At 73.1% G+C, this 11,999-nt stretch carries 12 protein-coding genes; 9 read left to right on the forward strand and 3 right to left on the reverse strand.

The features are described 5' to 3' along the window. Nucleotides 1–65 precede the first annotated feature (65 nt). From ABZ570_RS13415 to ABZ570_RS13425, 3 genes are read left to right on the forward strand one after another with little or no spacing between them, the layout of a single operon-like run. The gene (locus ABZ570_RS13415; RefSeq protein ID WP_358061860.1) at nt 66–641 is read left to right on the forward strand and encodes a glycosyltransferase; all 576 of its coding nucleotides are present in this window, start codon (nt 66–68) and stop codon (nt 639–641) included. Then, nucleotides 638–1,612: a sulfotransferase gene (locus tag ABZ570_RS13420; protein ID WP_358061676.1), complete on the forward strand. Its 975-nt coding sequence runs from the start codon at nt 638–640 to the stop codon at nt 1,610–1,612. The genes ABZ570_RS13415 and ABZ570_RS13420 overlap by 4 nt, the downstream gene beginning before the upstream one ends. Continuing rightward, nucleotides 1,609–2,523 carry a glycosyltransferase family 2 protein gene (locus ABZ570_RS13425; protein ID WP_358061679.1) on the forward strand — a complete coding sequence of 305 codons (915 nt, stop codon included), beginning with the start codon at nt 1,609–1,611 and terminating at the stop codon, nt 2,521–2,523. The genes ABZ570_RS13420 and ABZ570_RS13425 overlap by 4 nt, the downstream gene beginning before the upstream one ends. A 58-nt stretch (nt 2,524–2,581) precedes the next feature. Here the strand turns inward: ABZ570_RS13425 and ABZ570_RS13430 are convergent, their stop codons facing one another. Beyond that, nucleotides 2,582–4,039, reverse strand: a complete 1,458-nt coding sequence (locus ABZ570_RS13430) for a hypothetical protein (RefSeq protein ID WP_358061682.1) — start codon at nt 4,037–4,039, stop codon at nt 2,582–2,584. A 294-nt stretch (nt 4,040–4,333) separates the two neighbouring features. Here ABZ570_RS13430 and ABZ570_RS13435 point away from each other — a divergent pair, with 294 nt between their 5' ends. Together ABZ570_RS13435 and corA are read left to right on the forward strand one after the other, a co-directional pair. Then, complete coding sequence (locus tag ABZ570_RS13435; RefSeq protein WP_358061685.1) at nt 4,334–5,428, forward strand: PLP-dependent aminotransferase family protein; 1,095 nt, start codon at nt 4,334–4,336, stop codon at nt 5,426–5,428. Nucleotides 5,429–5,799: 371 nt separating this feature from the next. After that, on the forward strand, nt 5,800–6,948 hold the full coding sequence (gene corA / locus ABZ570_RS13440) for a magnesium/cobalt transporter CorA (protein ID WP_358061688.1): 1,149 nt from the start codon (nt 5,800–5,802) through the stop codon (nt 6,946–6,948). Between the two features lie 102 nt (nt 6,949–7,050). On the opposite strand, the gene ABZ570_RS13445 is transcribed toward corA, so the two are convergent. Further along, on the reverse strand, nt 7,051–7,851 hold the full coding sequence (locus tag ABZ570_RS13445) for a hypothetical protein (protein WP_358061691.1): 801 nt from the start codon (nt 7,849–7,851) through the stop codon (nt 7,051–7,053). An 84-nt stretch (nt 7,852–7,935) separates the two neighbouring features. Here ABZ570_RS13445 and ABZ570_RS13450 point away from each other — a divergent pair, with 84 nt between their 5' ends. Together ABZ570_RS13450 and ABZ570_RS13455 are read left to right on the forward strand one after the other, a co-directional pair. Then, nucleotides 7,936–8,466 (forward strand): peptidylprolyl isomerase, encoded by a 531-nt coding sequence (locus ABZ570_RS13450; protein ID WP_358061694.1) that lies wholly within the window; start codon nt 7,936–7,938, stop codon nt 8,464–8,466. A gap of 105 nt (nt 8,467–8,571) precedes the next feature. Continuing rightward, nucleotides 8,572–9,516, forward strand: a complete 945-nt coding sequence (locus tag ABZ570_RS13455) for a rhomboid family intramembrane serine protease (protein WP_358061697.1) — start codon at nt 8,572–8,574, stop codon at nt 9,514–9,516. A gap of 44 nt (nt 9,517–9,560) precedes the next feature. Here the strand turns inward: ABZ570_RS13455 and ABZ570_RS13460 are convergent, their stop codons facing one another. Continuing rightward, nucleotides 9,561–10,022, reverse strand: coding sequence for a PH domain-containing protein (locus ABZ570_RS13460; RefSeq protein WP_358061700.1), 462 nt, complete (start codon nt 10,020–10,022; stop codon nt 9,561–9,563). Nucleotides 10,023–10,171: 149 nt separating this feature from the next. Here ABZ570_RS13460 and ABZ570_RS13465 point away from each other — a divergent pair, with 149 nt between their 5' ends. Beyond that, complete coding sequence (locus tag ABZ570_RS13465; protein WP_358061703.1) at nt 10,172–11,344, forward strand: acetyl-CoA C-acyltransferase; 1,173 nt, start codon at nt 10,172–10,174, stop codon at nt 11,342–11,344. Nucleotides 11,345–11,476: 132 nt separating this feature from the next. Then, nucleotides 11,477–11,989, forward strand: coding sequence for a hypothetical protein (locus tag ABZ570_RS13470; protein WP_358061706.1), 513 nt, complete (start codon nt 11,477–11,479; stop codon nt 11,987–11,989). Nucleotides 11,990–11,999 lie beyond the last annotated feature (10 nt).

The following is an 11,999-nucleotide window of genomic DNA, read 5'->3' on the forward strand; positions in this document are numbered from 1 at the left end:
AGCGCGAGGAGTGAGCCGGTTTTGCGAGCCCCGCAGTCGCGAACGAAGGTGGCGCTGTGAGCGCGATGATCCCCCGGCAGCGCGACGGCCGCGACCCGGTGCCGTACGTGCTGGCCGTGGTCGGCACCGACGTGCACCGGTTCGACCGGCTGGTGGACTGGCTGGAGCGGTGGCACGCCGGGCGGCCCGGGGTCCGGGTCGTCCTCCAGTACGGCCACAGCCGCACCCCCCGCCTGCCCGAGGCCACCCCGTTCCTCGGCCACGAGGAGCTGCAGCGGGCGATGGCCGAGGCCACGCTCGTGGTGAGCCACGGCGGGCCGGCCACCATCACCGAGGCCCGCCGCACCGGTCACCTGCCGATCGTGGTGCCCCGGGACCCGGCGCACGACGAGCACGTCGACAACCACCAGCAGCTCTTCGCCCGGCGCCTCGGCGCGGTCGGCCTGGTCCGCCTCTGCGAGTCGGCGGCCGAGCTGGTTGCGGCCCTCGACGAGGGGCTGGCGGATCCGTCCCGTTTCACTCTCGCCGCGGACCCGGACCGGCCCGACCCGCGGGCCGAGGCGGTGGCCCGGGTGGGTCAGGTCATCGACGACCTGGTGGCCCGCCGGGTACGCCAGCGTGTCGGAGGGCAGCGGCGGTGACGGAGCGTCCTCGGGTTCTCTTCGTCGGCGGTCTCGGCCGCAGCGGGTCCACGCTGCTGGAGCTGCTCCTCGCCCAGAGTGCCGACGTGTGCGCGGTCGGTGAGGTGGTCCACCTCTGGGAGCGGGCGCTCGGCGCCGACGAGCGGTGCGGCTGCGGCGAACGCTTCACCGGCTGCCCGTTCTGGCGGCAGGTGGGCGAGCGGGCCTTCGGTGGCTGGTCCGCCGTCGACCGCGAGGAAATGCTGGCGCTCAAGGACCGGGTCGACCGCACCCGGCACATCCCCCGGCTGGCGAGGAGTTCCCTGTCGCCGGCACAGCTCGCCGACGTCCGGGAGTACGCCTCCCGCTACACCCGGATCTACCGGGCGGCCCTCGCGGTCACCGGGGCCCGGGTGGTGGTCGACTCCAGCAAGCACGCCTCGCTGGCCTTCGCGCTGCGCTGGGCCGAGGGGCTCGACCTGCGGGTGCTGCACCTGGTCCGGGACAGCCGGGCGGTGGCGTACTCCTGGGGCAAGCAGGTGCGCCGGCCCGAGGTGGTCGACGGCGAGGACTTCATGCCCACCTTCTCCCCGCTGGAGGTGAGCAAGCTGTGGACGGCGCAGAACGCCGCGTTCCACCTGCTCGCCGCCCGGGCGGAGGTGCTCCGGCTGCGCTACGAGGACTTCACCGCCGACCCGGCGGGCACCGTACGCCGCCTCCGGGAGTTCGCCGGGCTGCCGGACGACCCGGAGGCGCTGCGCATCCTCACCTCCGAGCCGTCGCCCCCGGCGTCGCCCGTCCGAGCTCACAGCATCGCCGGCAACCCGCTGCGGTTCAGCGACGGGCCGCTGACCGTCCGCCGGGACGAGGCGTGGCGTACCCGCCTGCCGCGTCGCAGCCGTGCCCTGGTCAGCCTGGCCACGCTGCCCTTCCGAGTCCGCTACGGCTACCTGGGCCAGCGGGGATCCGATTCCGTGGAGGCGTCCTCTTGAGTAGTCCGAGCATTTCGGTAGTCGTAGCGACGCGGGACCGTCCGGAGCTGCTGCGGGTGGCGCTCGACGCGATCCTCAACCAGGCGCACCCGGGCCTGGTCGAGGCCATCGTGGTGTACGACCAGTCCGAGCCGGACCGGTCCCTCGAGCTGGACCGGGGCGACCGCCGGGTCCGGGTCATCACCAACACCCGCACCCCCGGGCTGGCCGGGGCGCGCAACACCGGCATCGAGGCGGCCACCGGCGAGCTGGTCGCGTTCTGCGACGACGACGACGAGTGGCTGCCCGGCAAGCTCGCCGCCCAGCTCGGCGCGCTCGACGTCCACCCGGACGGCGCGCTGGTCAGCTGCGGCATCCGGGTCAGCTACGACGACCGGACCGTGGACCGCTCGCTGGACCGGTCCCGGGTGTCGCTGGAGGCGCTGCTCCGCGACCGGCTCACCGAGCTGCACCCGTCCACGTTCCTGATCCGCCGGGCCGCGCTGCTCGACGCGATCGGGCTGGTCGACGAGCAGATCCCGGGCAGTTACGCGGAGGACTACGAGTTCCTGCTCCGGGCCGCCCGGTACGCCCCGCTGGTGAACGTGGAGAGCCCGTACGTGCTGGTCCGCTGGCACAAGCGGTCGTACTTCGCACAGCGCTGGGAGACCATCTCGACCGCGTTGCAGTGGCTGCTGCGCCGGTACCCCGAGTTCGCGACCGTGCCGCACGGCGAGGCCCGGGTCGCCGGGCAGATCGCCTTCGCGCAGGCCGCCATGGGCAACCGGCGGGACGCGCTCCGCTGGGCTCGGCGTACGTTGGCCCGCAACCCCCGCGAGCCGCGCGCCTACCTGGCCCTGGCGGTGGCGAGCCGGGCCGTCCACGCCGACCGGGTGCTGCGTACGCTGCACAAGCGCGGCCGGGGCATCTGAGCCGTACGCCGAACGGGCGGGCGACCAGCCGGTCGCCCGCCCGTTCCACGTCACCCGGTCAGGCCGTGCAGAAGGACTTCCATGCCTGGATGCTCGGCTGGTCCAGCAGCCGGAAGTCACCCTTGCTGACGACGTTGTTCCAGTACGCCACGAACTCCGGCCGCTGCCCGTTGACGTAGCCCGTCATCGAGCGGATCCATTCGGCGCGGCCGGGGCCGGAGTCGCCGGGCAGCAGGTCGCTTCCGGTCTCGGCCAGGCCCCAGGGCTTGCCCAGCGCCCGGGACTTGCTGATCATCTGGCCGAAGACCTCCTGCGGGGGCGCGTACCGCTTCCACCGGACCGCCCAGTTGTAGCAGTCCCAGCCGAGCGTCTCGACGACGTCGCTCCCCGGGTAGAAGTCGTTGAAGCTCCGCCCGGACTTCGGGTCGACCGTCCAGCACATCAGGATGAGTGTGTTGATGAGCTTCGGATTGTTGGCCCGGGCGGCAAGCCCGGCGATCCGGCGCCAGGCGGCCCGGTACGCCTCGGCGGTGAACGCGCCCCGCTCCACGTCGTCCTCCGGCTCGTGGAAGTACGACCAGTAGACGTTGTGGTCGCGCGGAATCGAGGCGAACCATGAGGCCAGCCGAGAGTCGTACTTGCCGGCGTTGATGTCCTGCGGGGCGGCCTTGAAGGAGACGATCACGGTCCGGTCGACGACGTCGGACCGGCTGCCCTTCCAGGCCGGCGGAAGGCCGGGATAGAAGATCCGGGCAACCCGGAGTCGGCCGAAGGTGCGGTCGGACCGGGCCAGCGCCTGCGCGAAGGTCTCCCCGCTACCGGGGTCGACGGAGGCGCCGGGCAACGTCAGCCGCGTCCCCTTGAAGCCCTGGGCCGACCCGGTGGTGGCCGACGGCGAGGCGGTGGGACGGGCGCCGAGCCCTTCGGCGGCGCTCGGGCCGGCAGTTGCGGGGGCGGGTGCGTCGGCCGGGACCGGGCTCTGGGCCGGAGGTCGGGCGGCCTGCGGCGACGCCCCACTGGGCCGGTCGGTGGAGTCCGGGCGTAGCTTCGCCACGGCGACCCCGCCGCTGGCCACGGACAGTACGACCGCCGCCGCTACGGCCAGCCGCCAGCGCCGCCGCGAACCGCCGGGCGGTGCCGGTGCCGGAGCTGCCGGGGGCGGCAGCGGTCGGTCGGGACCGCCGGCACCGGGCGCGGCGGGCTCGTCGGCCCAGGCGTCCTCCCCCGGCGGCGGCCCGGTCGGGGCGGTGGTGGGAGCCGGCGATTCCTGCTCCCGGACCCTGTCCCAGGCCGCCGGGCCACCGGGTCCGGCCCACGACTGGTCGTGGTCGAGGTCGGTGGCGACGTGCCCGCCCTCGGGCCACGGCAGCGTCGACCGGGCCTCGATCGGCGGCACCGGCGGCGCGGCCTCCGGCCACGGCAGGGACGCTGCGCCCTGCTGGCGCGGGATGTCCTGGCCCGGCCAGAGGCCGGTCGGCTGCCCGAAGGCGTGCTGCTGGTCTCGCTCGGCCGGCATGACCCTCCCTGCTGGCGGCCCGTGTCGGGCAGGTGTATTCCGCGACACTATCCCCCGGTCACCCGGGCCGTGGGTACCGCGACACTCGGCCGAACGTTCGGCTGGCACCGGCGGCCACCGCGGCCCGCGATCCTTCGACGGCCGGTGGTCGCGGGCCGGCGTCGGTCGGAAGGTGGACGGACCCCGAGCCCATTTCTGATCTCCATGACCCGCCCGGCCGGATCGGCCGCCCGCATGTTGAACTTCGCGTGTATGCCGGTCGGACCCGCCGTACCAGGCCCTAGGCTCGTGCGCATGACCGCCGAGCAGCTGATCTCCTTCGCCCGTGGCGCTCCCTCGCTGGACATTGTTGATGTCGAGGGGCTCAAGGCCGCCGCCGTCCGTGCCTTCGACGCCGATCCCGCTGGCATCACGGCGTACGGCACCTCCGTCGGCTACCCGCCCCTGCGGAAGTGGATCGCGGAGAAGCACGGCGTCGAGGCCGACCAGGTGCTGATCACCAACGGTTCGCTCCAGGCCGACGCCTTCCTCTTCGACCACCTGGTCCGCCGGGGCGACGCGGTGGTGGTCGAGCGCCCGACGTACGACCGGACCCTGCTCAACCTTCAGCAGATGGGTGGCGAGGTCCACGGCGTGACGATCCAGCCGGACGGTCTGGACACCGCCGAGCTGCGCAAGCTGCTGGAGTCGGGGGTCCGGCCGCGGCTGGCCCACGTCATCCCGAACTACCAGAACCCGGCCGGGGTGACCCTGTCCCTGGAGAAGCGCCGCGAGCTGCTCGACCTGGCCGCCGAGTACGACTTCACGATCTTCGAGGACGACCCGTACGCGGACATCCGGTTCCGGGGCGAGCCGCTGCCCTCGATGCTGTCGATGGACACCCGGGGCGTGGTGGTGCACGCCTCCAGCTTCACCAAGACGGTCTGCCCCGGCGTCCGGGTCGGCTACCTGATCGGCCCGGCCGAGCTGATCGCCGCGATCGCCAAGAAGGCGACCAGTCTCTACATCTCGCCGGGCATGGTCTCTGAGGCGATCGTGCACCAGTTCTGCGTCTCGGGAGACATCGAGCGGTCCATCCACACCGTGCGTTCGGCCCTCGGTGAGCGGGCCGGGGTGCTCGCCGAGTCGCTGCGCCGGCACATCCCGGAGGCCCGGTTCGTGGAGCCGGACGGCGGCTACTTCCTCTGGGTGGAGCTGCCGGAGGACGTCGAGGTGGACCGGCTCGCCCCGGCCGCCGCGGAGCGCGGCGTCGCGGTGGTGAAGGGCAGCGACTTCCTCCTGGACGGCGGCCGGCACGCGCTCCGGCTGGCGTTCTCCGCGGTGACCGCGGACCGGATCGACGAGGGCGTCCGCCGGCTGGCGGAGGCGATGGCCGCCGTTCGCGGCTGATTTTCTGTCGGGTTTCCGACAGTATGCGGATACCGGCCGGCTCAGCTCTCCCGCTGGGCCGGCCGACGGCCCACAATGCTGCGAGCGCCGTTCACCCTCTGCCGGTGACGGTCCGCCGTGCGGGGCGTCTTCGTCGCCCCCGCCGGTGCCGCCGGCGCGCGCAGCAGAACTCCCGCCCCCAATAGGTGCCGGGTGGGCCGTGTCGCCCCTCACCCCCCTGACGCGGCCGGCCCGCCCGGCGCCACCCACGGCACCGCCCGCCGGGTGATGCCCGCCGCAGCCGCGCTGTCGCTCCGGCGCTCGCCCGCGCTGCGATTCCTCCCGATCGGCGTAACCTGCAAGCCGCAGCATCGTGGGGAGGGGGGCGAGAGATGACAGACCGGGTGGCAGGCGATCGCACCGGTGGGCAGAACGGCGGCCGGGTGCTCAGGCCACGGGCCTGGGCGGCACCCGTACGCGCCATGTCCCGCATCCTGAACGCCGACGGCTCCCCGCGTACGCCGGAGTCGAGCGGGCCCGGCCGGAGCGGGGTCGTCGACTGCGGCCTGTACGTGGACGGCGAGCGCCAGTCCGGCGAGTGGCACTACGCCGACGCCCTGGCGGCCGCCGGCAGGCGGCGCAACGCCTTCGTCTGGCTCGGCCTGCACGAGCCGACGCTGGACGAGATGACCGAGATCGCCGGCACCTTCGGCCTGCACGAGCTGGCGGTGGAGGACGCGGTCAAGGCCGAGCAGCGCCCGAAGCTGGAGCGCTTCGGCGAGGTCGCCTTCCTGGTGCTGCGTACCGCACGCTACTGCGAGCACGCGGAGCTGACCGAGAACTCCGAGGTGGTGGAGACCGGCCAGGTGATGCTCTTCATCGGGCCGAACTTCCTGATCAGCGTCCGGCACGGGGACGCCTGCCGGCTCGCGCCGGTCCGGGCCGACCTGGAGGCGAAGCGGGAGCTGTTGGGTCACGGTCCGTGGGCGGTCGCGTACGCGATCACCGACCGGGTGGTGGACCTCTACCTGGAGGTCGCCGACCGGCTGGAGGACGATCTCGACGTGCTGGAGGCCGACGTCTTCGACCGGCAGGGCAGCGGGCGGATCCAGCGGATCTACCAGATGAAGCGGGAGCTGGTCGAGTTCAAGCGGGCGGTGGCGCCGCTGCAACGCCCGCTGCTCACGCTCACCTCGCAGGTCAACCGGGAGGTGCCGCAGGAGGTCCGGAGCTACTTCCGGGACGTGCAGGACCACCTGAGCCGGACGGTTGAGCAGGTCAACTCGTACGACGATCTACTCAACTCGATCCTCCAGGCGCGGCTGGCCCAGGTCACCGTCGACCAGAACAACGACATGCGCAAGATCGCTGCATGGGCCGCGATCGGCGCCGTGTGGACCGCGATCGCGGGCATCTACGGGATGAACTTCGACAACATGCCGGAGCTGGGCTGGACGTACGGCTATCCGGGTGTCTGGGCCCTGATGCTGGTGTCGTCGTTCACGCTGTACCGGCTGTTCCGCCGCAACGGCTGGCTGTGACCGGGTCGGCCTGCCGCCGACGGCGGGCCGGCACCGGCGGACGGAAGCGCCGGCCGCGCGGGGCGTACCCCGGCGCGCCGGCGCTCTCCGTGCCCGCTGCGGTCAGCGACGGCCGCTGGCCTTGGCGGTGTTCTTTCCGTTGTTCAGCGCCTTGGTGACGTCGGCGGCCGGGCGGCCGGAGACGTCCCGGGCACCCTCGGCGACCGAGGGCACCTGGTCGGTCGGCTGGATCACCGGCTGGCTGCCGGACGTCGCGGTGGCGGCGCTGCCGCCCCCGGCCCCCGCCGAGCTGCCCGCACCGGTCGCCTGGGTCACCTTCGCGCTCGGGTCGGGCGTCTCCACCACGATCGTGTCGACGTCCTCGCGCATCGGCTCCAACCGGCCGGTCGGGTCGTACTCGGCCCACTCCAGCTGCTCGCGGCGGCGGCGCATGGCCATGGCGCTGGCCAGTCCGGCGACCGTGCCGGCGGCCAGCAGGCCGGCCATCGTGGCCGGCGACTTCTTCTTCTGCTTCTTCCTGGCGGCCTTCAGGTTCCTGGCCTTCGCCTTCCGGCTCACCGCGGCCTGCTTCGCGGCGGCGGCCTTCCGGCCGGCGACCGCCCTGCCCGCGGCCTCGGCCTGGGCGTTGCGCATCGCCAGGACCAGCGGCGCGAGCGCCATGACCGCCGAGGCGAGGCCGTTCGACGCCCGGTCCCGGACCATGATCGCGGTGGGCGCGACGGCACCCCGGGCTGCCCGGACCCGCGGGCCGACCGTGGCGCCGGTACCCTTCGCCGCGTAGGCCGCAGCCTGCCTCAGGTGACCGATGCCCTGGTTCAGCTCCGCCTTCGCGAGCTGCCCGTGACTCCTACGCCGCCCGATTCCAAACACGGTCCCACCTCCTGGGAGTTGTTCCTTAGTCATCCTCCACCCTCGGATGCCTCCGCATGGCCAGATCGGGCACATGGGAGGATCCGCATGGAACTGACCGACAAGTGAGGAGTACCCGTGGCCGAGGCTGTCTACGCCACCTTGCACACCAACGCCGGCCCGATCCGGCTGGAGCTCTTCCCGAACCACGCGCCCAAGACCGTCCGCAACTTCGTCGAGCTGGCCGAGGGCACCCGGGAGTACATCGACCCGCGGACCGGTCAGCCGGGCAGCGGGCCGTACTACGACGGCACCATCTCGCACCGCGTGATCAGCGGCTTCATGATCCAGATGGGCGACCCGACCGGCACCGGTCGCGGTGGCCCGGGCTACAAGTTCGCCGACGAGTTCCACCCGGACCTGCGCTTCGACCGGCCGTACCTGCTGGCCATGGCGAACGCCGGGCCGGGCACCAACGGTTCGCAGTTCTTCATCACGGTGGGGCCGACCCCGCACCTGAACAACCGGCACACCATCTTCGGGCAGGTGGCCGACGAGCAGTCCGCGAAGGTGGTCGACACGATCGCGAACACCCCGACCGGCCCGAGCGACCGGCCGCTGCAGGACGTGGTCATCGAGCGCGTCGAGATCGAGCGCAAGCCGGCGTGAGCGAGCGGAGCGAGCGAACCATTTGGCTCAGCAGCGTGGCGCCTCGCGCCGCCGCGGAGCGCAGCGTAGCGGCGGCGTGAGCGTCGTGCGGGTACCTTTGCTCGCATGACTGAGCGCTCCGGGCAGGCAGGCGACGCCACCGGCGGGCCGGTGCCGACCACTCCGGTCTGCTACCGCCACCCCGGTCGGGAGACGTATGTCCGGTGCACCCGTTGCGATCGGCCGATCTGCCCGGAGTGCATGCGGGACGCGTCGGTCGGGCACCAGTGCCCGGAGTGCGTCAGCGAGGGACGCCGCAGCGTGCGGCCGGCGCGTACCGCCTTCGGCGGCGGTGCCGCCGGCCGCCAGGGCTACGTCACCAAGACCCTGATCGCGCTGAACGTGCTGGTCATGGTCCTCTCCATCGCCTCGGCCCGGAGCGGGGCCGCGGCCGCCGGCGGCTCCGGCTTCGGCGGCCTGTTCGGCGACTCCACGCCGCTGACCAACTGGGGTGCCGTGATCGGCCAGGCCATCCTCCCGGACGGCACGCTCGGCGGGGTCGCCGAGGGGCAGTGGTACCGCCTGGTCACCGCGATGTTCCTGCACTACGGCCTGCCGCACCTGCTGCTCAACATGTGGGGGCTCTGGGTGCTCGGCCGCGCGCTCGAGGCGGTCCTCGGCCCGCTGCGCTTCCTGGCGCTCTATCTGATCGCCGGGCTGGGCGGCAACGTCGCGGTCTACCTGTTCAGCCCGGCCAACCAGCCCTCGGCCGGGGCGTCGACCGCCATCTTCGGCCTCTTCGCGGCGATCTTCGTGATCATGCGCCGGCTGGGCCGGGACACTTCGGCCATCGTGCCGATCCTGGTGATCAACCTGGTCTTCACGTTCGCCGTGCCGAACATCTCCGTTGCCGGTCACCTCGGTGGCCTGGTGGTCGGCGCGTTGATGGCCCTGGTCCTGGCGTACGCCCCGCGGATGCGGCGAACCACGTTCCAGGCCGCGGGCGGCGCGGTCCTGCTGGTGGCGCTGCTCGGGCTGGTCCTGGTCCGCACCGGGATGCTGATCGGCTGAGCCACGCGACCGGGATGCCGGTCGAGCCGCGCCGGTCGGGGCCGTCAGCCGGCGGCGGTGCGGGCGTCGCGGAGCGCCTCGGCGACCTCGTCCAGCGGCGCGTCCAGGTCGTACCGGCCGAACAGGTGCAGCGACTCGCCCGCGTCGATCTCCAGGGTCTCCGCGGTGAGCCCCCGCCGGGTACGCCGTTCCAGCCGGACTGCCTCCACGGCCGGCCAGGGCAGCCGCCGCCAGCCGGCGAAACCCTGGCGCACGGTGATCCCCTCGGCGTCGACGGTCAGTCGGACCGGGGCGACCAGGTCGCGTGCGGCCCAGCCGGCGAGCACGGCGGCGGCCAGTTCGGCGAGCACGAGCCGGACCAGGTCGCCGTCGGCGAAGAGCAGCCCCAGCACGATCAGGACGAACGCCCCGACCAGCTTGGCCACCGGCAGGGCGGCCGGCACCCGCCACTGCCGGGCCGGGGAGGACTGGGCCGGGGAGGACTGGGCCGGGGAGGACTGGGACATCACCGCACCAGCATGCCAGCCGGCGCCAACCTCGGCGGCGGTCGCCGGCCGGCCACACCGTTCCGCCGGGCGGCCGGAGCAACCGGGGGAGGACGGCCGGCCGGGTCACCACGTAGGATCGGGGCGAGCCAGGTTACCGGGGAGTAGACATGAGTGACGCGGTCATCGTCGGTGCGGTACGGACCCCGGTCGGGCGGCGCAAGGGCAGCCTGGCCGGAGTGCATCCGGTCGATCTCTCGGCGCACGTGCTGCGCGCCCTCGCCGAGCGGACCGGGATCGACCCCGGCCAGGTCGACGACGTGGTCTGGGGCTGCGTGTCCCAGGTCGGCGAGCAGTCCTGGAACGTCGCGCGCAACGCCGTCCTCGCTGCCGGGTGGCCCGAGTCGGTGCCCGGCACCACCCTCGATCGGCAGTGCGGGTCGAGCCAGCAGGCGCTGCACTTCGCCGCCGCCACCGTTCTCTCCGGCCAGGCCGATCTGGTGGTTGCCGGTGGGGTGGAGTCGATGACCCGGGTGCCGATGGGCTCCAGCGTGGCCGACGGGATGCCGTTCAGCGCGGCGATCCTGGAGCGCTACCGGGGCGTCGAGGGTGTCGCCGAGGGCAGCCCGCTCCCGTTCAACCAGGGGGTCGGCGCCGAGCTGATCGCCCAGCGGTGGCGCTTCTCGCGGGCCCAGCTCGACGAGTACGCGTTGGCCAGCCACGAGAAGGCCGCCGCCGCCCAGGACGCGGGCGCGTTCGACCCCGAGCTGGCCCCGGTGCCGCTCGCGGACGGCGGCAAGTTCACCGCCGACGAGGGCATCCGGCGGGACACGTCGCTGGCCAAGCTCGGCGAGCTGCCCACCCCGTTCCGGGCCGACGGCGTGGTCACCGCCGGCTCCGCGTCGCAGATCTCCGACGGGGCCGCGGCGCTCGCCGTCACCACCAGCGAGTGGGCCAGCCGGCACGGCCTGCGCCCGCTGGCCCGCGTGCACACCGCGGTGGTCGCCGCCGACGACCCGGTCACCATGCTCACCGCCCCCATCCCGGCCACGGCGAAGGCGCTGCGCCGCGCGGGGCTGGGCATCGAGGAGATCGGGGTGTACGAGGTGAACGAGGCGTTCGCCCCGGTGCCGCTGGCCTGGCTGGCGGAGACCGAGGCGGACCCGGAGCGGCTCAACCCGCGGGGCGGAGCGATCGCCCTCGGCCACCCGCTCGGCGGGTCCGGGGCCCGGATCATGACGACCATGCTCCAGCACATGCGGGACAACGGGATCCGCTACGGCCTGCAGACCATGTGCGAGGGCGGCGGGATGGCGAACGCGACCATCGTCGAGCTGCTCTGAGCCGGCACAGCCGCACGGGCTCCGGTGCCCGCCAGCCGAATGTCGGACAGGGGGTGCGAACCGCACGGGTGGAAGTTCCAGAAATCGGAAGTGACCCATATCACCCCTGGTCACTTGCTCGTTGCATCTTGCATGGACGTGTTCTCGCGAACGTTCCTTCCCGCCGCCGCCGAGACAGGTCTGGCGGCGCAGACCGTCAGCCGACACATGCCGATCTTCCGCCGGTGCGTCGGCTCCGGCGACGCCACGATCCTGGTCACCCGGTGCAGCCGCCCCGATCACCCGATCGGCGGTGAATACCTCCTGCTCCTCACCCACCGTCGGCTGGTGGTCACCCGGCAGAGCAGGGTGCTGCACCGACTGCACCTGCACCTCAACACCGAACTGCGCGAGCTGAGCAACGTCACCTGGAGCCCCGATCCCCGGTCGCACAGCGTCGAGCTGGCGGCCACGGCGATCGACGGGGTCCGCGAGCGGTTCCTCATCCGTACCCACCACCCGAAGCAGGTGTGGCAGGTCGACACCCTGCTCAACCACGCGTTCCGGACCCGGCTCCGGAGGCCCGCGGAGCGGCTGGTCGCCACCATCGGCGAGCCGCCGGTCGGCGCCCGGCCGGCCGCCTTCCGCCCGGCCCCGGTGCGCTGACCAGATCCTT

The sequence above is a fragment of the Micromonospora sp. NPDC007271 genome, assembly GCF_040634005.1.
Taxonomy (GTDB): domain Bacteria; phylum Actinomycetota; class Actinomycetes; order Mycobacteriales; family Micromonosporaceae; genus Micromonospora.

Coding starts and splice junctions, on each gene's coding strand:
- ABZ570_RS13445 (WP_358061691.1), bottom strand. CDS start 7,851: ATGACTAAGGAACAACTCCCAGGAGGTGGGACCGTGTTTGGAATCGGG.
- ABZ570_RS13470 (WP_358061706.1), top strand. CDS start 11,477: ATGGACGTGTTCTCGCGAACGTTCCTTCCCGCCGCCGCCGAGACAGGT.
- ABZ570_RS13465 (WP_358061703.1), top strand. CDS start 10,172: ATGAGTGACGCGGTCATCGTCGGTGCGGTACGGACCCCGGTCGGGCGG.
- ABZ570_RS13415 (WP_358061860.1), top strand. CDS start 66: ATGATCCCCCGGCAGCGCGACGGCCGCGACCCGGTGCCGTACGTGCTG.
- corA (WP_358061688.1), top strand. CDS start 5,800: ATGACAGACCGGGTGGCAGGCGATCGCACCGGTGGGCAGAACGGCGGC.
- ABZ570_RS13460 (WP_358061700.1), bottom strand. CDS start 10,022: ATGTCCCAGTCCTCCCCGGCCCAGTCCTCCCCGGCCCAGTCCTCCCCG.
- ABZ570_RS13435 (WP_358061685.1), top strand. CDS start 4,334: ATGACCGCCGAGCAGCTGATCTCCTTCGCCCGTGGCGCTCCCTCGCTG.
- ABZ570_RS13430 (WP_358061682.1), bottom strand. CDS start 4,039: ATGCCGGCCGAGCGAGACCAGCAGCACGCCTTCGGGCAGCCGACCGGC.
- ABZ570_RS13455 (WP_358061697.1), top strand. CDS start 8,572: ATGACTGAGCGCTCCGGGCAGGCAGGCGACGCCACCGGCGGGCCGGTG.